This window comes from Mycetocola sp. BIGb0189, from assembly GCF_024810155.1.
Lineage (GTDB): Bacteria > Actinomycetota > Actinomycetes > Actinomycetales > Microbacteriaceae > Mycetocola > Mycetocola lacteus.
This window is the reverse complement of the sequence record NZ_JANUED010000003.1, coordinates 268,666-291,006: the sequence shown is the minus strand read 5'-3', so window position 1 is coordinate 291,006 and position 22,341 is coordinate 268,666. Positions and strand designations below refer to the sequence as shown.

Here is a 22,341-nt window from a genome sequence, read left to right as displayed (position 1 = left end):
CCCGTAATCAGGGGTGGGACCAGGAAACGCGGCGTGGGCTAGCCCAGGCGCTCGAAGCGGCTGATCGCGGCCTGATCGGTCAGGCTTGCAACCTGATCCACCACAACCCGACGACGCTGCGCATCGTCCTCGGCGGCGGCCCAGTCGGCGGCGAAGCCGATGTCCAGCAGCTCGGGTCCGCGCTCGTAGATGGTCTCGGCGAGGGTGGTGAGAATGTCACGCTGCTGACGGTAGATCGGCTGGCGACTTCCGCGGCTCATCACAAATGCCGCCACGATGCCCTTGAGCACGGCAATCTCGGCGGCGATCTCGTGCGGAACCACCACGTCGGCGTTGAACCGGATCAGACTTGCGGCCGGGAACGCCTCACGGGTGGCCAGGGTCGCCGCGCCGGCGAAGCGACCGATCATGTCGCTGGTGAAGGTTTTCAGGCGCGCCTGGGCGGGCCGGGAGCCATCCCACGCGGTGAGCCAGCTGGGAACCTCGCGGATGCGCTCGAAGGCGGCACCGAGGTCGTCGATGCTGAACTCGTCGCCCGCCCACTCGCGAACCTTGACCAGCAGGACCTCGTGTCCGGCACGCGAGGCCAGCATGGCCGGATCGATGTACTCGCCCACCACCGCGTCCTCGAAGTCGTGCACCGAGTAGGCGATGTCATCGGAGAGGTCCATGACCTGCGCCTCGATGCAGCGGCGGCGATCCGGCGCGCCGGCGCGCAGCCACTCAAACGCCGCCGAGTCCTCGTTGAAGAACCCGTACTTGGCACGTCCACCGGGATCGGCGACCGCGTGCGAGGCGGGCCAGGGATACTTGCAGCTCGCGTCGAGGCTGGCCCGGGTGAGGTTCAGACCGTAGGCACGCCCGTCCTCTCCGAAGACCTTGGGCTCAAGCCGGGTGAGGATGCGCAGGGTCTGCGCATTGCCCTCGAAGCCGCCAATCTGCTCGGACCAGTCGTTGAGCGCACGCTCCCCGTTGTGCCCAAAGGGCGGGTGACCGAGGTCGTGGGCGAGGCAGGCGGTGTCCACCACGTCCGGGTCGAGGCCCAGGGCAAGCCCCAGCTCGCGACCGACCTGGGCAACCTCGAGTGAGTGGGTCAACCGATTGCGGGCAAAGTCCAGCCCCGCGGTGGGGCTCAGCACCTGGGTCTTTGCGGCCAGGCGGCGCAACGCGCTGGAGTGCAGCAGGCGCGCGCGGTCGCGGGCAAAGTTGGATCGGTGCGACTTATGGGTCTCGGGGAACCACCGCTCGGTATCGGCGGTCGAGTAGCCGCTATCCACCGCTGGTGTCTCCGGCACCCTCGGTCAGGCGCTCACGCTGGTCGCCCTCAAGCTCGCGCGAGTTCAGCCAGTTTTCCGGCAGCACCACACGCTTGGGACTTCCGGCACGGCCTCGCTGACCCTCGGCACCCTCGGTCGGATAGGGGGCGTCGCCGAGTCGCTCAACCAGCTCATCCACCTCGGCGAGGCTCGATACCAGCGCCAGGGCGCTGCGAATCTCACTGCCCACCGGGTAGCCCTTGAAGTACCAGGCCACGTGCTTTCGGATGTCGCGGCAGCCACGCTCCTCACTCTCGAAGAACTCGGAGAGCAGTTCGGCGTGACGACGGAAGGCCTGTGCCACCAGCGCCAGGTTGGGGCGGTGACGCTCCTCGGAACCGGTGAAGGCGGCGGCCAGGTCGCCAAACAGCCACGGACGACCGAGGCATCCGCGACCCACCACGACACCGTCGGCACCGGTCTCGCGCATCATCCTCGGACCATCCTCGCCGCTCCAGATGTCTCCGTTGCCGAGCACCGGGATGCTGGTCACGGTCTCCTTGAGTCGGGCGATCGCCGACCAGTCGGCCTGACCGGAGTAGAACTCGCTCGCGGTCCGGCCGTGCAGCGCGACGGCCGAGGCACCGGCGGCCTCGGCGATCCGACCGGCATCAAGATAGGTGAGGTGATCGGGGTCGATGCCCTTACGCATCTTTACGGTGACCGGCAGGTCTCCGGCACCGCGCACGGCCGACTCGACGATGTCCTGGAACAGATCGAGCTTCCACGGCAGCGCCGAGCCGCCACCCTTGCGGGTGACCTTGGGAACGGGGCAGCCAAAGTTGAGGTCGACGTGGTCGGCGAGGCCCTCATCGTTGAGGATCCGCACGGCCTTGTACACGGTCGGGGCATCCACGCCGTACAGCTGAATGCTGCGGGTCTTCTCGGACGGATGGTGGGCGATCAGCCGCATCGTCTCGGGGGTGCGCTCCACCAGGGCGCGCGCGGTAATCATCTCGCTGACATACAGGCCGGCACCGTATTCGCGACACAGCCGACGGAACGCGGTGTTGGTAATTCCGGCCATCGGCGCGAGAACCACGGGCACGTCGAGGGTCAGGCTGCCGATACGCAGCGCGGGGGCGGGAGCAACAACTGAAGTGGACATCGCATCAATTCTCCCAGATGATCGCGCGCGCGGCGAACTCGAGGCCCGGGAGGCGGACATTTACCGTTCACAGCGCGGATATACTGGAGTTTGCTATACGCGCTGATCGGAGCTTTTTCTCGTATGACCCTGCACGGCCCCACCCCTGCTTTTCACGCCGGTTCCGACGGAACCGACGCGGCACTCGCATCTCGTGCCCAGGGGGGATCGTTCCGTGACCGGATCACCCTCTACTACACGCTGACCAAGCCGGGAGTGCTGTACGGCAACGTACTCACCGCCGCCGCCGGTTTCCTGCTCGCCGCCCGCGGGCAGGTGGATCTGTGGCTCTTCGCCGCACTGATCATCGGCACGACCCTGGTGATCGCCTCGGCCTGCGTGCTCAACAACGTGCTGGACCGCGACATCGACACCAAGATGGAACGCACCCGCAAGCGCGCCACCGTGAGCGGCGGCGTGGGGGTCCGTAATGCGGTGATCTTCACCATCGCCCTGTTTGTGGTGGGCAATGCGATGCTGATCGCCTGGACCAACTGGCTCGTGGTCGCCGTGGGCCTGGCCGGCTTTGTGGTCTACGTGGTCTTTTACGGCATGCTCTCCAAGCGCCTCTCGATCCACGGCACCCTGGTGGGCAGCGTCTCCGGTGCCGCACCGATCCTCGCCGGCTATGTGGGCGTGACCGGATCGATCGACGCCTCGGCGATCCTGGTCTTTGCGATGCTGTTCTTCTGGCAGATGCCCGAGTTCTACTCGATCGCCGTCTACCGCCGCGACGAATATGCCGAGGCAGGCATCCCGGTGATCTCGGTGGTCAACGGCATCAAAAACACCAAGACCCAGATCTTCTGGTACACCCTGGCCTTTGTGGTCTCGACCCTGCTGCTGCCGGTGTTTGGACACGTGGGGATCATCTACACCGTGGTCATGGGTGTGCTGGGCCTCTACTGGCTGTGGATCGGATTCCTCGGCTTCCGCGCCAAAGATGACGACGCCTGGGCTCACCGCATGTTCCGCTTCTCACTGATCATGATCCTGGCCCTGTGCCTGATGCTCTCGATCGGCCCGATCATCCCCTAGCTTTTCGCAGCACAAAGCCCCGCCCGGCGTAAACCGGGCGGGGCTTTTTCTTACCCGCTACGCCTTGGGGGCGTCGATCGCGCCGCCGAAGCGACGATCGCGGCCGATGTAGATCCCGATCGCCTCCCACAGCTGCTCGCGGGAGAAGTCGGGCCACAGGGTGTCCAGGAACACCATCTCCGCATAAGCCGACTGCCACAGCATGAAGTTCGAGGTGCGCTGCTCCCCCGAGCTGCGCACAAACAGGTCCACATCCGGCATATCCGGGAGGTAGAGGTGCTTGGCGATGGTCTTCTCGGAGATGGAGCCGGGCTTAATCTTGCCCGCCTTCACACCCTCGGCGATCTCCCGCACGGCGTCGGCGATCTCGTTGCGACCCCCATAGTTCACACACATGGTGAGGGTCAGCACGGAGTTAGATTTGGTCAGCTCCTCGGCGTACTTCAGTTCCTTGATCACCGACCCCCAGAGCTTGGGGGTGCGTCCGGCCCAGCGCACCCGCACACCCCACTCGTTGAGCTGGTCGCGGCGACGGTGCAGCACATCACGGTTGAAGCCCATCAGGAAGCGCACCTCATCCGGGGAGCGTCGCCAGTTCTCGGTCGAGAAGGCGTACACCGAGAGGTGCTTCACGCCGGCCTGGATCGCGCCGGCCACAACATCGAGCAGCGCGGCCTCCCCCGCCTGGTGGCCCTGGACTCGCGGCAGACCGCGGGCATTCGCCCAGCGACCGTTGCCGTCCATCACGATGGCCACGTGCTCGGGCACCCCGGCCCGCGGGAACTCGGGCGGATAGATGCCGGTCCAGTCGATCGGACGATACGCGACCGCGTCGCGGTGGGTGAAGGGCTTCGGGGTCATGCGGTGGCCTTTGGTTCGGAGGCGGACGGGGGCGAAGACTGCGGCACGGCCGCGACGGTGTGAGCCTGGGATCCGTCCAGGTGGTCGAGGGAGCGGAGGCTGCGATCCAGGTGCCATTGGGCGTAGGCCGCGACGATGCCACTCGCGCGCTTTTGCACCTGCTCGGGGACATCCTCGGTGAGGTCCCAGGCCCCGGCGAGCAGCGCGATCAGGAGTTCCCGGGTGGCATCATCAAGGATGGCGGCACCCTGCGGGGCGCAGTCGGAGCACACGGCACCACCCACCTGCACCATCACACGGGCGTGCGGGCCGGGACGACCACAGCGGGCACAGTCCTGGAAGCTCGGCGCCCAGCCGGCAATCGAGAGGGCGCGCAGCAGGTAGGAATCCAGGGTCAGCGTGGGGCTGTGTTCGCCGCGAGAAAGGGAGCGGAGGGCACCCACCAGCAGCAGATACTGGCGCTGAGCCGGATCGGTTTCGGTCAGCCGGTCGGCCGCCTCCACCATCGCGGTCGCGGTGGTGTAGAGCGCATAGTCGGCCACGATCGGGGCACCATAGGAGCCGAGGGTTTCGGCCTGGCTGATGGTGTCGAGGGTGCGACCCTCATAAAACTGGATGTCGGCCACCATAAACGGTTCGAGCCGGGCGCCAAACTTCGAGCCCACCTTGCGCACCCCCTTGGCGACCGCGCGGACCTTCCCGTTATTGCGGGTCAGCAGCGTACAGATGCGGTCTGCCTCGCCCAGCTTATGGGTGCGCAGAACCACTGCCTCATCACGGTAAATTGCCACATCCCTATTATCCGCTACGCCGGTGACACCGGGCGAACCGGGCGGCCGTGTTCGGTTGATCCTCCCAGGATGATCCGGGCGGCGTCATGCGCGTCGTGTCCACTGGAATCCGGGGGAAACTGCGTGTTAGATGGGGATGTGACCCCTCTGTTTGTGATCCCCCTGTGGCTGGACCTGACCGCCGTCGCCATCGGCGCGGTGCAGGGCGCGATGTTCGCGGCACGCTTCCGGGAGAATCGCCTGGATCTGCTCGGAGTCGCGATCATCGGTCTGGTGATCGGCCTCGGCGGCGGTCTTGCCCGCGACATCCTGATCAACCAGGTTCCCGCCGCACTCTCAACCAACTGGTATCTGCTGACCGCCACGGGTGCGGCGTTTGTGGGCATGCTGCTGCTGCGCGTGTTCACCCGGATGAACGCGATCATCATCACCCTCGATGCGCTCACCATCGGCATGTTCGCGGCGATCGGGTGCGCCAAGGCGGTGGCCGCAGGGCTCCCCGAAGTGCCCGCGGTGTTTGTCGGGGTCATCTCGGCGGTGGGCGGATCGGTGGTCCGAGACATGATGCTCAACCTGCCGATAGCACTGATGCACGTAGGCTCACTCTACGCGGTGGCTGCCGGCGCGGGCACGATCTTCATGCTCGCGGCCATGCACCTCGAGATGCCGATCGTCTGGGCCGCTGTGGGCTGCGTACTGATCACCACGATGGTGCGCCTGCTCTCGGTCCGCTTCGGCTGGAGCCTGCCCGAACAGCGCGCGCTCAGCTCCTGGGCCACCTGGCGTCGCCGCGACTCGGACGCCTCGGGTGCCGGCTCGGCCCTGGGCACCGGCCCGCGCGACTCGGGCTGGCGTCGCTGGCTCCCTCGCATCCGCCGCTAGCCTTTTCGATCCTCCCCCAGCCAACGATTTCTACTCTGCAGATCGGTTGGCCTCCAAATGCCGGCTTTCCCGCTCGGCCGGCACCAGCGGCCGCCCGGTTTCCATATCGGTCAGCGACCACTCGGCACGGTAACCCAGGGCGCTCAGCACACGGGCAAAGGCCGCGATATTCACATTCCCATCACCGTTGACCACCGCGAGAATGTCAGGGACGGAGACTCCCACCCTGTGGGCGAGATCTTCCGGTAATGCACCCCGTTCATGAATGGCCTGCTGGAGCGCCACCACCGTTTTGTCCATCAGGCTTGCCGCCTCTAACTCTTTTGCCTCGACGTTGGCGAGCAGGTCCGCCAAGGAGATCGCTCCCGTGTGTTCAGCGTGCGTCATGAGAGAGGTCCTCCTGCATGACCGTCCATGCTTCGGCGAGGTGCTTTGGGTCCGTGTGCTGTGACTGCTTGGAAAATCCAAAACCCAATCGAAGCTCGTCATTTAACGACCGGACCGGAAGCACGTGCGTTCCACTCCAGTGGTCCCACCCGGCGGGTGATTGTGGGTGCTGAACTCCCGAGCCATCAGTGTCGAAAAAACTGAGCCGCAACCCCCGCTCTCGAAACTCCCAGAGGCCACCACCGAGATAGTTGGTCTTCGAGTGCGAGATTGCGCGTCCCTCCGAAAGATTGCGAATGACGCCAACCAGTCTGACAAGATAGCGCGGCTGCTCCGCCAGTGGCGGGGTACCCGTGTTTGGCATGAGCCTTCGCTCACGCAACGCACGAAAAAACTCGCGTGCAGGAACGGTGACTCGATCACCACGCACACACATTGTGATCAGGAAGCTTCTCCCGTCAAAGACGACGGGGCGCACTAATTCGGCCACTGTTTCTCCTCGATTTGAGCCCAATAAAGAGGACCGAATCTACGCCGTCCCCGGCCCGCGCACAAGAGAACGGACACGGCGGACAAAACGCCAAAACGCCACGGGCCCGCACGAAGTGTGCGGGCCCGTGGCGTGAGGGAGGATGTTAGGCGTTGACCAGTTCCGGCTCGGCGTCCACGCGCGAGCGCAGTGCGCGGTTCACGCCCGAGACGATGGCCTTGAGCGAGGCGGTCGAGGAGTTGGAATCGATGCCGATGCCCCACAGGCGCTGGTCACCCACGCGCAGCTCCAGGTACGACGCGGCGGCCGCGTCACCACCGGCACTCAGGGCGTGCTCGACGTAGTCATACACCTCGACGTCGATGCCCTGGGCGGCCAGGACGTTGACAAACGCGGCGATCGGGCCGTTGCCGGTCGCGGTCTGGTCGGTGACCACGTCGCCATCACGCAGGGTTGCGGTCAGCTCGGTGGCGCCGTCGCGGCTGGACGTGTGGGTGTCGCGCAGCTCGAAGCGGCCCCACTTGGCGGCGGCGTCGGCGGCGGGCAGGTACTCATCCTGGAAGATGTTCCAGATGTTCTCGCTGGTGAGCTCGCCACCCTCCGAGTCGGTCACACCCTGCACCACGCCGGAGAACTCGATCTGCAGCTTACGCGGCAGGTCCAGGCTGTGGTCGGCCTTCAGCAGGTAGGCCACGCCGCCCTTACCGGACTGCGAGTTGACCCGGATCACGGCCTCATAGGAGCGACCCAGGTCCTTGGGGTCCACCGGCAGGTAGGGAACGGCCCAGACGATGTCGTCCACGCCCTTGCCCTGTGCCGTGGCATCCGCGGCCATGGCCTCGAAGCCCTTCTTGATGGCGTCCTGGTGGGAGCCGCTGAACGCGGTGAAGACCAGGTCTCCGGCCCACGGGCTGCGCTCGGGCACCGGCAGCTGGTTGCAGTGCTCGGCCGTGCGCTTGACGCGGTCGATGTCGGAGAAGTCGATCTGCGGGTCGATGCCCTGGGTGAACATGTTGATGCCCAGGGCGACCAGGTCGACGTTACCGGTGCGCTCACCGTTACCGAACAGGCAGCCCTCGATGCGGTCGGCACCGGCCAGGTAGCCCAGCTCGGCGGCGGCGATCGCGGTGCCGCGGTCGTTGTGCGGGTGCAGCGAGATCAGCACGTTCTCGCGGTTGTTGATGTGGCGACCCATCCACTCGATCGAGTCGGCGTAGACGTTCGGGGTGGCCATCTCGACGGTCGAGGGCAGGTTGATGATGACCTTGCGCTCGGGGGTCGGGACGAAGACCTCGAGGACGGCATTGACCACCTCGACGGCGTATTCCAGCTCGGTGCCGGTGTAGCTCTCGGGCGAGTACTCGTAGTACACGTCCGTCTCGGGGATGGTCTCTTCGTACTTCTTGCAGAGCTTCGCGCCGTCCACGGCCAGCTTGGTGATCGCGGCCTTATCGGCGCGGAACACCACCTCGCGCTGCAGCACCGAGGTCGAGTTGTAGAGGTGAACGATGGCCTGCTTGGCACCCTTCAGCGACTCGTAGGTGCGCGCGATCAGGTGTTCGCGGGCCTGGGTCAGGACCTGAATGGTCACATCGTCCGGGATCGCGTTTTCCTCGATCAGGCTGCGCACGAAATCGAAGTCTGTCTGGCTCGCGCTCGGGAACCCGACCTCGATCTCCTTGTAGCCCATCTCGACCAGCAGGTCGAACATGATGCGCTTGCGCTCGGGGCTCATCGGGTCGATCAGCGCCTGGTTTCCATCACGCAGGTCAACCGCACACCAGCGCGGGGCCTGGGTGATTTCCTTGCTGGGCCAGGTGCGATCGGGCAGATTCACGTTGATCTGCTGGGAGTACGGAACGTACTTGTGGATCGGCATGGCCGAGGGCTTCTGGTTGTTCTTCATTGCGGGGATCTCCTCAAAAATTATGGGTGAAGCCAACAAACGCCGCGACGAGAGGGGCTTGAACTAAGCCTCGTCGCGGCAGCTAAGGAGCAGACCCGCAAAGAACACGCGTTTAGCCTAGCACCAAATCGACACACCCCACCCCACCCGTGTCTCCGGAGGACACGGGTGGGGCGGGGTGATCGAGTCGCAGAATCGGCGGAACGCTGCCTAGTCGGCGGCCAGTGCGGCGACCGCACTCCCCCGCGTGGCCCGGCGCGAGGGGGCGAGCGAAGCCCCGATCGCCACCACAATTGCCAGCACCAGGATGATCCCGAACACACCCCAGGGCAGGGCCGGTGTCACCAGGCCGTGACCAAGCATCGCGCCCAGCGTGGCCTGGGCACCACACCAGCCATAAAAGGTTCCCAAAATCAGTCCGAAGAACACCGACACCAGGGTCATCTGGGCGGATTCGGTGATGATCATCCGGCGAATCTGACCGGTCGAGAACCCCAGGGTACGCAGCAGCCCCAGCTCCGGTGCTCGCTGGATCACGCCGAGCGCCAGGTTGTTCACCAGGCCCACCGCGGCGATCAGCGCCGAGAATCCAAACAGGCCGGAGAAGATCGCCAGGGTCATCGTGAGGATTTCGTTCATCCCGTCCGCGTACTCGGGCTGGGCGTCGGCGATCCCGATCATCATCTGCACGTACGTCGAGCTGGCGACCGCAAACATGGTGACCAGGGTGACCCCGATCACGATGCCCACCATGCTGCGGGCGCTGCGTTCGGGATAGCGCACGGCGTTGGCGGCGGCGATCCGAGCGGCCGGGCTACGGCCCATCCAGCGCCCGGTCAGGCGCAGCAGAGCCGGCATCAGCACCGGGGACAGCATGACGACTCCGCTGAAGGACAGCACGCCACCCACCAGCGCCACCAGCAGCCCGAGCGGGGAGAACAGCCCCAGCGCGACGCCGCCCAGCAGGGCGAACAGCCCACCAATCAGCAGCACGGAGGCACCAACCCGGCGGCCGAGCGCCACCGGACGGGTGGGATCGGCGGCGGCCACGCCGAGTGCCTGGATCGGGGTCACCTGGGACACCCGCTGTGACCCGACCCAGGAGGCCAGGTAGCCCATTGCGATGGTGATCAGGAACGGCGCGATCAGCAGCGGATCCAGCACATCATAGGTGGTTTCGGGCAGCACCTTCGCGTCCACCAGCATCGGCACTCCCACCAGGCCGGCGACGATGATCGGGACGGTACCGATCAGCGCGCCCAGGGCCGCACACACCAGTCCCTCCCGGGCGATGCCTCGGCGCAGCCGGGAGGAGTCGGCACCGATCAGGCGGTACAGCGCGATTTCGCGCACTCGGCCTGCGATCACCGTGGCGACCGTATTGGCCGTGACCACCGCCGATACATAGATCGCGATTGCGAAGAACACCGCGCTGACCACGAGCACCGTGAGGCGCACGGACTCGTGCTCCCCGGCGAGTTGGTGGGCCCCGATCGCCGCGGCCACCACGGTGGTCGCGATCACCAGGGCCGCGCCGAACGCCCCCGACAGCGCGGCCACGATGATGCTCGCGCGGTAGTCCCGCAGACGCATTTTGCTTGTGCGTGCACCCCCGCGCGATCCGGTGGAGCGGTATTCGGCCGGCGAGGAGGCACGAACCTCCGCGGCGGCGGCGCGACTCATGCGGCCTCCTCGAGAGAGAGCATGAGCGAGGAAATCTCGGCGGCACCGGTGCGGCCAATGTCGTGGCGCAGCGAACCATCGGCGAGGACCACGATGCGGTCGGCGTAGCTTGCGGCGATCGGGTCGTGGGTGACCATCGCGATGGTCTGATCAAAGCGGGCACAGGCATCGGCGAGCAGGGTTAGGACCTCGCGGCCGGTGCGCGAATCCAGGGCACCGGTGGGCTCGTCGGCGAAGATGATCTCGGGGCGGGTCGCCAGCGCGCGGATGATCGCCACCCGCTGCTGCTGCCCGCCGGAGAGCTGGTGGGGCCGGTGATCCAGGCGAGCCCCCAGGCCCAGGCCGGCGCACAGGTCGGTAATCCAGGCGCGCTGGGTGGCATCGATGCGGCGGCCGCCGAGGTCGAAGGGCAGCACGATGTTCTCCCACGCGGTGAGTGTGGGAACCAGGTTGAAGGACTGGAAGATGAAGCCCATGCGGTCGCGACGTACGCGGGTCAGCGCCGCATCGTCCAGCGTGCCGATCTCGGTGTCGCCGAGCCACACGCGACCCGCGGTGGGTGAGTCGAGTCCCGCGGCGATGTGCATCAGCGTGGATTTACCCGAGCCCGAGGGGCCCATGATCGCGGTGAAACGGCCGCGCTCGATGTCAAGGCTCACGGCGTCGAGAGCCACCACGGCACCCGAGCCGATGCCGAAGGATTTGGTGACCGTGTCGAGGCGAGCGGCGAGCACGGGACTGGAGGAGGAAGTGGTCATACCCCCACAGTAGAAACAGCCGGGCATCCGCGGCATCGAGCGGCGGAGGGAACCCGCGTCATCCCAGCGGCCGATCCCCGGGCCGCGCCGGTCAGCATCCGGGATGACCACACCCCGAACACGCCGCACCGCTGCGCGTCGTGCGGGGTATCCGCGGGTGAACTCGACCGGCCGCGCGCGGTCGACGCTACTGCGCGTCGTGCGGGGTGTTCAGCCCGTGCTCGTAGGCGAAGACCACGAGCTGCACGCGGTCGCGGAGCGAGAGCTTGGCCAGCACCCGGCTGATGTGGGTCTTGACCGTGGCCTCGCTGAGGAACTCATGCGTGGCGATCTCGGTGTTGCTGAGCCCCGCGGCGGCCAGGCGGAAAATCTCGGTCTCCCGACCGGTCAGGGTGGAGAAGGACTCGGGGACCGCGCGGGCCGCCGGTGCCGCCGAAACCGAGCTGAACAGGTCGTGTACGGCACCCGGGGCAATGACCGCGCTGCCCGCAAACACGGTACGGATCGCGGCGAGCAGGAACTCGGGCTGGGTGTCCTTGAGCAGGAACCCGCTGGCCCCGATGCGCAGCGCGCGGGCGGCACCCTCATCCAGATCGAAGGTGGTGAGCACCACGATCTTCGGGGCGGGCTTGCCGGAGCGATCGGCCTCCTCGAGGATGGCCGCGGTGGCCGCGATTCCATCCAGGTTAGGCATCCGCACGTCCATCAGGACCACATCCGGTGCGGTGTTGCGCACCAGCTCGATGCCCTCCTGACCGTCGGCGGCCTCACCGGCAAACTCCAGGTCCGGCTGGGAGTCGATCAGCATCTTGATTCCGGCACGGAACAGCGACTGATCATCAACGAGGGCGACACGAATCGCGGTCATGGGGTTTCCCTTCACGAGGAAGTCGGGCGGACGGCGCCCGCGGGCATATGAACCGTCACAACAAAATGATAGGCGTTACCGGCGCTCGGCGGGGTGAACGCCACCGAACCACCCGCCAGGGCGGCGCGTTCCTGCATCCCGGGGAGGCCATGGCCACCCGAGCGCGGGGGCAGGCCGGGGTTGGGTGGGAGCGTTGCATTGTCGATCTGCACGGTGAGGGCTCCCGGACGCCAGTGGAAGGCGAGCAGGACCGGACGGGCACGATCCCCGTGCCGCAGCGCGTTGGTCAGCGACTCCTGCACGATCCGGTAGAGCGCGATCTGCTGGCCGGTGGGCAGCGGAATCAGCTCACCGGATTCGATGTAGTGCACCTCAAGGCCGGTGGATCGCATCTGTTCGATCAGGCCGCCCAGGTCGCTCAGGACCGGCTGCGGGCCATCGCCCTGGCTGTGACGCAGCTCGCTCAGGAGCAGGCGCACGTCGGTCAGCGCGCTGCGCGCGGTACCGGCCACGGTTTCCAGGGTTCCGGCCAGGGCGTCGGGATTTCCCCGATGCACGTAGCGTGCCCCGTCGGACTGGGCGATGATCACCGCGAGCGAGTGCGCCACCACATCGTGCATGTCGCGGGCGATGCGGTTGCGTTCCTCGAGGGCAAACATCGCCTGCTGGGCGGCGAACTGCTCCCGCTCGGCCAGGTAGCGTTGACGCCCCTCGGCTCGGGCCCGGCGACCGGTGCGCACCAGCAGACCGATGGTCCAGGACAGTGCCAGCACCACCACGGCGGCCACCGCGGCCAGGGTCCCGAACACCGCGATGGTGCGCATGGTGTTCTCGGAGTCGGACGCGGTCCCCCGCACGATGATGAAGGCCGTATAGTATCCGGCCAGCAGGCCGCCCACCAGGGCCGAGCCGAGTCCGATCCAGCGGGATGCACGCTCGGCATAGGCACCGGTGGTGTAGAGGACGGCGAGGATCGCCGCATTCGCCAGGGTTGCCGGGAGCCCCGCGGAGAGCTGCACGATGACCCCGACCCAGGCGATCAACAGCGCAAGGCCCGGGGAGAATCGGCGCAGCCCGAGGGCGCTGACCATGGCCAGGACCAGGATCAGCCCGGGCAGTCCGTCGCCGTAGCTGAGCGGCACCACGATGGCACCAAAAACCACGGCGACCACGAGGTCGACCACAAGCTGGATGCGCGTAAGCTGCCGGAACACGAAGCCCACGCTACCGGGCCACACCCAGGTGCGGGTCATAGATACCCCCTCCGGAGGCGAAGATCAACCTCGCGATGTATTTTACGAGGTCGCGGCTAGAATCCCAGGCGGCCGAGCTGGTTCGGGTCGCGCTGCCACTCCTTGGCCACCTTGACCCGCAGCGAAAGGAAGACCTTACGTCCGAGCAGGTCCTCGATCTGCTCGCGAGCCACCTGGCCCACCTCGCGCAGACGCTGACCCTTATTGCCGATGATGATGCCCTTCTGGCTGTCCCGCTCCACAAAGAGGTTCGCGTAGATTTCCAGCAGGTCCTTGTCCTCGCGCTCGACCATCTCATCGAGGGTCACCGCGAGCGAGTGCGGCAGCTCATCGTGCACACCCTCCAGCGCGGCCTCGCGAATGAACTCGGCGATGCGGTCCTCATCGGACTCGTCGGTCACGGTTTCCTCGGGGTACATGGCCCCGCCCACCGGCATGAGCTTGATCAGCTCGTCGGTGAGGATGTCCAGCTGGTCGTCGGTCACGGCCGACACCGGGATGATCAGGTCCCACTCGCGCAGCTCCTGCACGGCCAGCAGCTGGGCGGCGATGCTCGCCCCACCGGTGGTGTCCACCTTGGTCACAATCGCGACCTTCTTGGCGCGCGGGTAGAGGTCGAGCTGCTCGTTGATGAAGCGGTCGCCGGGGCCCAGCTTCTCGTTGGCCGGGAGGCAGAACCCGATGACGTCCACGTCACCCAGGGTGTTCTGCACCAGGTCGTTCAGGCGCTGACCCAGCAGGGTGCGCGGGCGGTGCAGACCCGGGGTGTCCACGATGACCAGCTGGCCGTAGTCACGGTGCACGATACCTCGGATCGCGCGCCGGGTGGTCTGCGGCTTGGCGCTGGTGATCGCGACCTTCTCGCCCACCAGGGCGTTGGTCAGGGTGGACTTGCCCACGTTCGGGCGGCCCACAAACGAGACGAATCCCGAACGGTACTTGGGGAAGCCTCCGCGCGGCTTGCGGGTGGGTTCTTCGGTGGTCATGCTGTGTCCTCTTTGGGGTGTTGGGTTGGAGCGTTCGGGGCTAGTTGTCGCCCGGTGCGTCCGGAAGTGTGGGGATCGAGGTCTCGGCGATCAGCGCACGCGTGACCAGCACGGTGGTGACCCGGCCGCGACGACCATCGGTACGTTCGGCGGTGAGTTCCAGCCCACCCACGATCGTGCGGGCACCGGCCTCGGGTAGGCGACCCAGTGACTTGGCGATCAGGCCGCCGACGGTGTCCACATCCTCGTCGTCCAGCTCGATATCGAAGAGTTCGCCCAGCTCATCCACGGGCAAACGCGCGCTCACCCGGAAGTTGCCGGGGGTGAGCTCCTCAACCTCGTTGGAGTCGGAGTCGTACTCGTCGGAGATGTCGCCGACCAGTTCCTCGATGATGTCCTCCATGGTGACCAGGCCGGCAATCCCGCCGTACTCGTCCACCACGAGGGCCAGGTGGTTGGATTCCAGCTGCATGCGGCGCAGCAGGTCGTCGGCCTTGGCCGAGTCGGGCACAAACACCGCGGCGCGGGCGGTTTCGCGCACCTCGCGTTCGCGGGCCGCCGCGTCACCCTCGTGGGCGATACGGGCGATATCGCGCAGGTAGAGCACACCCACGATCGCGTCGGCCGACCCATCGATCACCGGGATCCGCGAGACACCGGTGCTCAGGAACAGGCTCATGGCCGCATCCGCGGTGGCGTCCGCATCGATCGTGATCATGTCGGTGCGGGGCACCATGATTTCTCGGGCGATGGTCTCATTGAACTCGAAGATCGAGTGGATGAGTTCGCGGTCATCCTCCTCGAGCACGTCCAGCTCGGTGGCCTCATCCACCATCGAGAGCAGCTGCTCCTCGTTGTTGAACGACACCGAACGGGTGGTGCCCGGGGTAACCCGGTTGCCCAGGTGAACCAGCGCGTTGGCCAGCGGACCCAGCAGCACCCGCACCGCGTGCAGCAGCGGGGCGGCAACCTTGAGCAGGCCATCGGCGTGTAGGCGACCCACCGTACGCGGGCTCGCCCCCACCAGGATGAACGAGACGATCGTCATCACCAGGGCCGAGATTGCCAGCGCGAGCCAGAAGTTATCCAGCTGCGAGGAGATCTCCAGGGTGATCAACACGGCGGCGGTGGACTCGGCCATGATGCGGATAAACGCCAGGGCGTTCAGATGCGCACCGGGGTCGGCGGCAATCGCCCGCAGCGAGCGGGCCGAGCGCGAGTTTTCGGCGAGTTCCAGCAGGTCGCTGCGGGACTTGACCGTGATCGCGGCGTCCCCCGCGGCCATCAGGGCGGCAAAGGCCACCAGGATCAGGGCGACGATGGCGGTAATCAGCTCACTCATGCGACGCTCCCACCGGCTGCGGGGAGGTAAGTATGGTCACTCATTGGCGGCCTAGGACCGTCGCTCCTGCACGTGGAAACCGAGCAGGATATCGCGCTGGATGCCAAACATCTCGCGCTTTTCCTCGGGCTCGGCGTGGTCATAACCGAGCAGGTGCAGGATGCCGTGGGTCGTGAGCAGCAGCAGCTCGTCCAGGGTCGAGTGGCCGGCGGTTTCCGCCTGTGACTCGGCGACCTGCGGGCACAGCACGATGTCGCCCAGCAGACCCGCGGGGGTCGGCTGCTCGGGGGTGCCCGGACGCAGCTCATCCATCGGGAAGCTCAGCACGTCGGTGGGACCGGGCTCATCCATCCACTGCACGTGCAGCTGCTCCATGGCTGCCTCATCCACGGCGACGATGTTGAGGTCGGCCTCGGGGCTCACGTGCATCGCGGCCAGGGCGAACTCCCCCAGGCGCTGCAGCGCAGCCTCGTCAATCTCGACGGCCGACTCGTTGTTGATTTCAATGCTCATGAGCTGGTGCCCCTCCTGGGGTTGCGGCCGCTCGGGCCGCCGGTTCCGGTGCGCTTTTCGGCGCGCTGTGCAAATTCTGCGGCACGATCTCGCTCGTGCCGGGCGGCGATCTGGCGAGCGTCATACTCGCCATAGGCGTCAACGATGTGACCCACGAGGCTGTGGCGCACCACGTCGTCGCTGGTCAGGTTCGCGAAGTGAATATCCCCCACCTCGGAGAGCACCCGCTGGGCCACCTTGAGGCCGCTCAGTCCGGTGCCGAGGTCCACCTGGCTGGCGTCGCCGGTGATGACCATCTTCGAGTTGAAGCCGAGCCGGGTGAGGAACATCTTCATCTGCTCGGGGGTGGTGTTCTGCGCCTCATCGAGGATCACAAACGCCTCGTTCAGGGTACGGCCACGCATATACGCCAGCGGGGCCACCTCGACGGTGCCGGCCGCGAGTAGCTTGGGCACGGTTTCGGGGTCCAGCATGTCGCCCAGGGCATCGTAGAGCGGACGCAGATACGGGTCGATCTTGTCGCTCAGCGTCCCCGGGAGGAAGCCCAGACGCTCCCCCGCCTCCACGGCGGGACGGGTCAGGATGATCCGCGAGACCTCCTTGCGCAGCAGCGCCTGGACGGCCTTTGCCATCGCTAGGTAGGTCTTACCGGTTCCGGCCGGTCCCAGTCCAAACACGATGGTGTACTCGTCGATCGCATCGACGTAGTCGCGCTGACCGGCGGTCTTGGGACGCACGGCCTTGCCCTTGCTGGACACGATGCTCTGACCCAGCACGTCGCTGGGACGCTGCTCACCATCGGTGATGATCTTGATCGATGCGGTCACATCGGCGGGCTCGATCGTGTGTCCACCCTGGACCAGCGCGATCAGCTCGGCGATCAGTTCCTCAACCCGGGCCACATCATGTGCCAGCCCGGCCAGAGTCACCTCGTTGCCACGCACGTGCACATCCACCGCGGGGAAACGCCCCTCGATGGTGGAGAGCAGGCGATCCTCGGGGCCCAGCAGGTGGACCATCGCAACCCCGTCGATCGGGATGCGTCGTTCGATGCGGTTGCTGCCGACCGGGGTGTCTCCGGCCGAGGGCACGTTAGGCACCAAGTCGCCCCTCTTCCAGCTTTCCGGAGAGAACGTGGGCGTGCACGTGGAACACGGTCTGGCCGGCGTTGGCGCCGGAGTTGAAGACCAGACGGAAGCTACCGTCGGCGTGTTCGTTGGCGATGTTCTGGGCGAAAAGCACCAGCTCGGCGAGGAGCTCGGGGTCGGCGGCGGCCAGCTCGGCCACCGTCACATACTCTTCGGTTTTGGGCACAACCAGGATGTGCACCGGTGCCTGCGGTGCGATGTCGCGGAAGGCAATCAGGTGATCGGTTTCGGCGACGATGTCGGCGGGGATCTCTCGGGCGATGATGCGGCTAAAGATACTCGGCTCGGTGGCTGTCATAGCTCCATACTAGCGATCGGGGTGAACGTACGGGGTGTGCGCGCCGAAGAATTCACCGCGCACACCTCCGGAAGACCCGCTCCTACCACCGGCCCAGCGCCGCGGTGATGACCGCGAGCGCCGCGGGGCCCGCGGTCGAGGTGCGCAGAATCGTGGTGCCGAGCACCACGCGGTGCGCGCCTGCCTGCTCCAGTGCGTCCAGCTCGCGGGAGGAAATACCACCCTCGGGTCCCACCACCAGCACGATCGGCCGAGTGTCGGCGGCCTCGCGGGCGGCCATATGCGCGGTCAGCGCGACCGGCGCGGTGGGATCCAGCACCAGGACATCGTGGTCGGCGGCGAGGGCCGCGACCCCGGCGAGGTCCAGCAGATCGTGTACGTGCGCCAGGTGCGGGCGGATCGACTGCTTGGTCGCCTCGCGGGCGATGGTCGCCCAGCGCGCGCGACCCTTGACCTTCTTCTGCGCGTCCCAGCGCGAGATACTGCGCTCGGCCGCCCACGGGTAGACCCCGGACACGCCGAGTTCGGTGGCCGCCTGGACCGCCATCTCGTCCCGGTCTCCCTTGGCGAGGGCCTGCACCAGGATCAGCTCGGGGCTCGGCAGCGGATGCACCTCGACGCTCAGCGCCTCGGCCTCCAGCAGACCCGGGGTCGAGACGGTCACGCGGGCACCGATCAGCAGGCCCGCGCCGTCGCCGAGGAAGAGTTCCTCGCCGACACGGATCCGGTTGACGGTCACCGCATGCTTGGCCTCGGCACCCTCCAGGGTGATCGTGTCGCCCACGGCGGGCACCCCGACAAAATCGCGCAGAAATAGGCTCGACATGCTAGCCGCGCAGCTTATCGCGAAGCTTGGCAAACAGACCCTGCTGGAACTCACCCAGCGCGGCGGTTTTATCCTTGCGCTTGGCGGCGAACTTCTCGATCAGCTCGCGCTCCTTGTGGTCCAGCTTGGTTGGGGTCATCACCTGGATGCCGATGCGCAGGTCGCCGCGGCCATGACCGCGCAGCTTGGTGATCCCGCGGTCGCGCACGGTGATCACATCCGAGCTCTGCACACCCGCCTTGATCTCGACCTCGAGGTCGCCATCGAGGGCGTGGATCGTGGTGGTCGATCCGAGGATCGCCTCGGTCATCGGCACCTCCAGGGTGCACAGCAGGTCGTCGCCGTTGCGGCTGAAGACGTCGTGGTGGCGCACCTTCATTTCCAGGTACAGGTCACCGTTCGGGCCACCGGCCGGGCCGATCTCACCCGAGCCGGGCATCTGCAGGCGCAGACCGGTGTCCACACCGGCGGGGATGTCCACCGAGACGGTGCGGCGGGCGCGCACGCGGCCCTGGCCCTGGCAGCCGACGCAGGGGTTGGCGATGATCGTGCCGTATCCGCGGCAGGACCCACAGGGGGTCGAGGTCATCACGTTACCAAGCAGGCTACGAACCGGACGCTGGATGGTGCCCGAACCGCGGCAGATGTCGCAGGTCACCGGCTGGGTGCCGGGCTGGCAGCAGGAGCCCTGACAGGTCTCACACAGTACCGCGGTGTCAACCTCCAGGTCGCGGTGGGTGCCAAACACAACCTCGCCGAGATCAAGCTCAACCCGCAGCAGGGCGTCCTGACCGCGCTCGCGACGCGACTTGGGTCCGCGCTGCTGGCCGCCCCCACCGAAGAACTGCTCAAAGATGTCGCCGAAGCCACCAAAGCCAGCGTCGCCGCCGCCCTGGCCGGTCTCGCCGCGGTCATAGCGGGCACGCGAATCCGCGTCACCCAGCACATCGTAGGCGTGGGTCACCAGCTTGAAGCGCTCCTGCGCCTCCTCGGAGGGGTTCACATCGGGGTGCAGCTGACGAGCCAGCTTGCGGTAGGCCTTTTTGATGTCCTCAGCCGATGCGTCCTGTGAAACGCCCAGTACCTCGTAGTGGTCAGCCACCCGTGATCCTCCATGGTGGCGACGCCGAAGCGTCGCACAATTGATTGTTGTGGCCAGCGGCCCGTGGTGGGCAGTGGCCGGTTGAACGGCGGCGTAAACGCCGCGGGGTTAGTTCTCGCCGAGCTGGCGGGAAAGATAGCGTGCCACGGCGCGAACCGAGGCAATGTTGCCCGAGTAATCCATTCTGGTGGGTCCAAGGACCCCGAGGCGGGCAATTTCGCCCGCAGAGGAACGGTAGTTCCCCGCGACGATCGAGGTTTCGGCCAGGCCGAAGGGCTCATTCTCGCGGCCGATGCGGGCGGTGATCCCCGCCGCATCGATACTCATCTCGCCAAACAGGCGCATCAGCACCACCTGCTGTTCGAGGGCTTCCAGCACCGGATAGATGCTCCCGGCGAAGTCCTCCTCGCTGCGGGCCAGGTTGGCGGTACCGGACATCACCAGGCGATCCTGGCGATACTCGGCCAGCTGTTCATCCAGCGCATCGCAGATTCGATCCACCAGACCCGGGTGTCCGGGAACGCCGAGCGCTCGCACCCGCACGAGGACCCGGGAGGCGTCCTCGACACTGTGACCGAGGAGCTCGTGATTGATGCGCACCTTGAGGTCGTCCACATCCTGGGTGGACAGCGGCGCGGTCACCTCGACCGTGCGCTGCTCGACCCGACCGTTGTCGGTAATGAGGACAACCAGGAGACGGGCATCCCCCAGCGAGACCAGCTCGACGTGCCGCACCTGGGCGCGGGCAAACGAGGGGTACTGCACGATCGCCACCTGGTTGGTGAGCTGCGAGAGCAGGCGCACCGTGCGCGAGAGCACATCGTCGAGGCCCACCCCGTCGCCCAGGAACTCCTGAATCGCCCCGCGCTGCGCGGGCGAGAGCGGGCGCTGCTCGGCCAGGTGATCCACAAACAGCCGGTAGCCCTTATCGGTGGGGATACGGCCAGAGGAGGTGTGCGGGGCGTGAATCAGCTCCTCATCCTCCAGCTGCGCCATATCGTTGCGAATCGTCGCCGCCGACACACCAAAGGAGTGGCGCTCAACGATCGCCTTGGAACCCACCGGCTCCCGGCTGGAGACATAGTCAGACACGATCGCGCGAAGGACGGCTAGGCCACGCTCGGAGACCATTGGTCACCTCCACCTCATCGCGATTTCCCCGGGAAATCTGGACTGATCTGACGCGGGCGAGCATCCGCACATACGGATTGGCACTCGTCACCACTGAGTGCTAATTCTAGCTCGCTCTGACGTCCGGTTCCAATCTCTGACACTCGGTCCGGGTGCTTTTTGACCACCGATACGCCGGATTTTGGTGATAGTCGGTAATCAGACGTACCGAATTCACCGTGCGGCGGTTATCCTAATTCCACTATGAGCGATCACACGCAGTCGAATCCCGAACCCTCGGACGCCAATCAGCCCGGCGGCGCGGTGCCGCCGGTGCCGCCCACGCCTCCGCAGGGCGGGCAGCCCACGCCGCCGCCCGGATACCCGCAGCAGGGTGCGCCGCAGACTCCCCCGCCTGGTTATCCGCAGCCCGGAAATGCTCAGCCGGGATACCCGCAGCAGGGTCAACCCCAGCCCGGCTATGGGCAGCAGCCCTACGGCCAGCAGCCCGGATACACCCCGTCCGCGAGCTCGGCCCCGCTCACCCCCGAGAACGATCGCCTCTGGGGTTCACTCTCGCACTTCGCCGGCATCTTCGGCCCGATCATCGTGCTGATCGTGTGGCTGATCTTCCGCGACCGCGGCCCGTTTGTAAACCAGGAGGGCAAGGAGGCGCTGAACTTCCAGATCAGCGCCTGGCTCCTGGGCATCGCCCTTGGCGTCGTGGGTGGGATCACCAGCTTTATCGGCATCGGCGTGATCCTGCTCCTGCTGATGTGGCCGGTCGGCGTAGCCGCCTTCGTGTTCGCGATCATCGGCGGGGTCAAGACCAGCAGCGGCGCTCCCTACCGCTACCCGCTGACTTTTCGCTTCATTCCCTAGGCTGGATGTGCGAAACGGCCGGCTCAACAAGGCCGGCCGTTCCGCATTTTTGCTGCACTTTACGCCCCAAACGCACGCTATTCTGGAGCCATCATGAGCGACCCCACGCAGCCCACCCCCGCCCCCGGCGAGCCACAGGCCCCCGCCTTCGCCGCGGCGGAGGATTCCGAACCCGTCTACCCGCACTTTGAATCGGCAGCATGGGCCCAGGCTCCGTCCACGCAGATCGACTACACACAGATGGATGCCGCGGCGCTCGCCGACGCCATCACCGCACCCCCGGCCCCCACACCCACCCGGGCCGCGTACGCCACCGGACAGAACGGCGACGAGAGCTACTCGGTACCGCCGCCCGCCGTCACCCCAATCACCGATCCGCAGGACCGCTTCTGGGGCTCCGCCTCGCACTTTGTCGGGGTGCTTGGGCCAATCCCGGTGCTGATCATCTGGCTCACCCTGCGTCGCCGTGGCCGGTTCGTGAATCAGGAGGGCAAGGAGGCGCTGAACTTCCAACTCTCCGCCTGGATTTTGATCTGCGCGCTCATCATTGTTGGCGGGATTACGATGCCCATCCTGATTGGGTACGCACTCGTGCCCCTGGCTATCGTGGTCCAGATTGCCGAGTTCGTCTTCGCCATTATCGGCGGATCGAAATCCAGCGGAGGCAAGCCCTACCGCTATCCACTCACCTACCGCTTCATCAAGTAGCACACATAAAACCGGCCACCGTAGGGTGGCCGGTTTTGTGTAGGGG

22 protein-coding genes are annotated in these 22,341 nt (G+C 66.4%); 4 read left to right on the top strand and 18 right to left on the bottom strand.

Going from position 1 to position 22,341, the window contains the following annotated elements; translation table 11 throughout:
- Positions 1 to 38 precede the first annotated feature (38 nt).
- The gene (locus M2390_RS06155; RefSeq protein ID WP_396822640.1) at positions 39 to 1,295 is read right to left on the bottom strand and encodes a deoxyguanosinetriphosphate triphosphohydrolase; all 1,257 of its coding nucleotides are present in this window, start codon (positions 1,293 to 1,295) and stop codon (positions 39 to 41) included.
- Positions 1,270 to 2,424 (bottom strand): tRNA dihydrouridine synthase DusB, encoded by a 1,155-nt coding sequence (gene dusB, locus M2390_RS06150; protein ID WP_259177636.1) that lies wholly within the window; start codon positions 2,422 to 2,424, stop codon positions 1,270 to 1,272. The genes M2390_RS06155 and dusB overlap by 26 nt, the downstream gene beginning before the upstream one ends.
- Positions 2,425 to 2,547: 123 nt before the next feature.
- On the opposite strand from dusB, the gene cyoE reads away from it, so the two are divergent.
- Positions 2,548 to 3,501 (top strand): heme o synthase, encoded by a 954-nt coding sequence (gene cyoE, locus M2390_RS06145; protein ID WP_259177635.1) that lies wholly within the window; start codon positions 2,548 to 2,550, stop codon positions 3,499 to 3,501.
- 57 nt (positions 3,502 to 3,558) lie between these two features.
- Here cyoE and M2390_RS06140 read toward each other — a convergent pair whose 3' ends face one another.
- Both M2390_RS06140 and recO read right to left on the bottom strand, forming a co-directional pair.
- Positions 3,559 to 4,362, bottom strand: coding sequence for an isoprenyl transferase (locus M2390_RS06140; RefSeq protein WP_259177634.1), 804 nt, complete (start codon positions 4,360 to 4,362; stop codon positions 3,559 to 3,561).
- Positions 4,359 to 5,153, bottom strand: a complete 795-nt coding sequence (gene recO / locus M2390_RS06135; protein WP_259177633.1) for a DNA repair protein RecO — start codon at positions 5,151 to 5,153, stop codon at positions 4,359 to 4,361. The genes M2390_RS06140 and recO overlap by 4 nt, the downstream gene beginning before the upstream one ends.
- Positions 5,154 to 5,291: 138 nt before the next feature.
- Here recO and M2390_RS06130 point away from each other — a divergent pair, with 138 nt between their 5' ends.
- Positions 5,292 to 6,035 carry a trimeric intracellular cation channel family protein gene (locus M2390_RS06130; protein ID WP_259177632.1) on the top strand — a complete coding sequence of 248 codons (744 nt, stop codon included), beginning with the start codon at positions 5,292 to 5,294 and terminating at the stop codon, positions 6,033 to 6,035.
- A 30-nt stretch (positions 6,036 to 6,065) separates the two neighbouring features.
- Here the strand turns inward: M2390_RS06130 and M2390_RS06125 are convergent, their stop codons facing one another.
- The 14 genes from M2390_RS06125 to hrcA all read right to left on the bottom strand — a co-directional run bounded on the left by M2390_RS06125 (position 6,066) and on the right by hrcA (position 20,726).
- Positions 6,066 to 6,422 (bottom strand): hypothetical protein, encoded by a 357-nt coding sequence (locus tag M2390_RS06125; RefSeq protein ID WP_259177631.1) that lies wholly within the window; start codon positions 6,420 to 6,422, stop codon positions 6,066 to 6,068.
- 635 nt (positions 6,423 to 7,057) lie between these two features.
- The gene (leuA, locus tag M2390_RS06120; RefSeq protein ID WP_259177630.1) at positions 7,058 to 8,818 is read right to left on the bottom strand and encodes a 2-isopropylmalate synthase; all 1,761 of its coding nucleotides are present in this window, start codon (positions 8,816 to 8,818) and stop codon (positions 7,058 to 7,060) included.
- A 210-nt stretch (positions 8,819 to 9,028) separates the two neighbouring features.
- Entirely contained in the window at positions 9,029 to 10,501 is a 1,473-nt protein-coding gene (locus tag M2390_RS06115) for an ABC transporter permease (RefSeq protein WP_259177629.1), read from the bottom strand.
- A complete protein-coding gene (locus M2390_RS06110) occupies positions 10,498 to 11,259 on the bottom strand; it encodes an ABC transporter ATP-binding protein (RefSeq protein ID WP_259177628.1) in 762 nt (253 codons plus the stop codon). Before M2390_RS06110 ends, M2390_RS06115 begins: the two co-directional genes overlap by 4 nt.
- A 187-nt stretch (positions 11,260 to 11,446) precedes the next feature.
- Positions 11,447 to 12,127, bottom strand: coding sequence for a response regulator transcription factor (locus M2390_RS06105; protein WP_259177627.1), 681 nt, complete (start codon positions 12,125 to 12,127; stop codon positions 11,447 to 11,449).
- Between the two features lie 11 nt (positions 12,128 to 12,138).
- On the bottom strand, positions 12,139 to 13,380 hold the full coding sequence (locus M2390_RS06100) for a sensor histidine kinase (RefSeq protein WP_259177626.1): 1,242 nt from the start codon (positions 13,378 to 13,380) through the stop codon (positions 12,139 to 12,141).
- Positions 13,381 to 13,436: 56 nt separating this feature from the next.
- Positions 13,437 to 14,366 carry a GTPase Era gene (gene era / locus M2390_RS06095; RefSeq protein WP_051701850.1) on the bottom strand — a complete coding sequence of 310 codons (930 nt, stop codon included), beginning with the start codon at positions 14,364 to 14,366 and terminating at the stop codon, positions 13,437 to 13,439.
- A 40-nt stretch (positions 14,367 to 14,406) separates the two neighbouring features.
- A complete protein-coding gene (locus tag M2390_RS06090) occupies positions 14,407 to 15,708 on the bottom strand; it encodes a hemolysin family protein (RefSeq protein ID WP_121688740.1) in 1,302 nt (433 codons plus the stop codon).
- A 51-nt stretch (positions 15,709 to 15,759) separates the two neighbouring features.
- Positions 15,760 to 16,221 carry an rRNA maturation RNase YbeY gene (gene ybeY / locus M2390_RS06085; protein WP_030143672.1) on the bottom strand — a complete coding sequence of 154 codons (462 nt, stop codon included), beginning with the start codon at positions 16,219 to 16,221 and terminating at the stop codon, positions 15,760 to 15,762.
- Positions 16,218 to 17,312 carry a PhoH family protein gene (locus M2390_RS06080; protein ID WP_396822696.1) on the bottom strand — a complete coding sequence of 365 codons (1,095 nt, stop codon included), beginning with the start codon at positions 17,310 to 17,312 and terminating at the stop codon, positions 16,218 to 16,220. Before M2390_RS06080 ends, ybeY begins: the two co-directional genes overlap by 4 nt.
- A 1-nt stretch (position 17,313) precedes the next feature.
- Complete coding sequence (locus M2390_RS06075; protein WP_030143674.1) at positions 17,314 to 17,667, bottom strand: histidine triad nucleotide-binding protein; 354 nt, start codon at positions 17,665 to 17,667, stop codon at positions 17,314 to 17,316.
- Positions 17,668 to 17,749: 82 nt separating this feature from the next.
- Positions 17,750 to 18,493 carry a 16S rRNA (uracil(1498)-N(3))-methyltransferase gene (locus M2390_RS06070; RefSeq protein ID WP_259177625.1) on the bottom strand — a complete coding sequence of 248 codons (744 nt, stop codon included), beginning with the start codon at positions 18,491 to 18,493 and terminating at the stop codon, positions 17,750 to 17,752.
- 1 nt (position 18,494) lies between these two features.
- The gene (gene dnaJ, locus M2390_RS06065) at positions 18,495 to 19,595 is read right to left on the bottom strand and encodes a molecular chaperone DnaJ (protein WP_259177624.1); all 1,101 of its coding nucleotides are present in this window, start codon (positions 19,593 to 19,595) and stop codon (positions 18,495 to 18,497) included.
- 108 nt (positions 19,596 to 19,703) lie between these two features.
- Positions 19,704 to 20,726, bottom strand: a complete 1,023-nt coding sequence (gene hrcA, locus M2390_RS06060; RefSeq protein ID WP_030143677.1) for a heat-inducible transcriptional repressor HrcA — start codon at positions 20,724 to 20,726, stop codon at positions 19,704 to 19,706.
- A gap of 243 nt (positions 20,727 to 20,969) precedes the next feature.
- Here hrcA and M2390_RS06055 point away from each other — a divergent pair, with 243 nt between their 5' ends.
- Both M2390_RS06055 and M2390_RS06050 read left to right on the top strand, forming a co-directional pair.
- Positions 20,970 to 21,587, top strand: a complete 618-nt coding sequence (locus tag M2390_RS06055) for a DUF4870 domain-containing protein (RefSeq protein WP_259177623.1) — start codon at positions 20,970 to 20,972, stop codon at positions 21,585 to 21,587.
- 93 nt (positions 21,588 to 21,680) lie between these two features.
- Positions 21,681 to 22,295 (top strand): DUF4870 domain-containing protein, encoded by a 615-nt coding sequence (locus M2390_RS06050; protein ID WP_259177622.1) that lies wholly within the window; start codon positions 21,681 to 21,683, stop codon positions 22,293 to 22,295.
- The last annotated feature ends 46 nt before the right edge of the window (positions 22,296 to 22,341 follow it).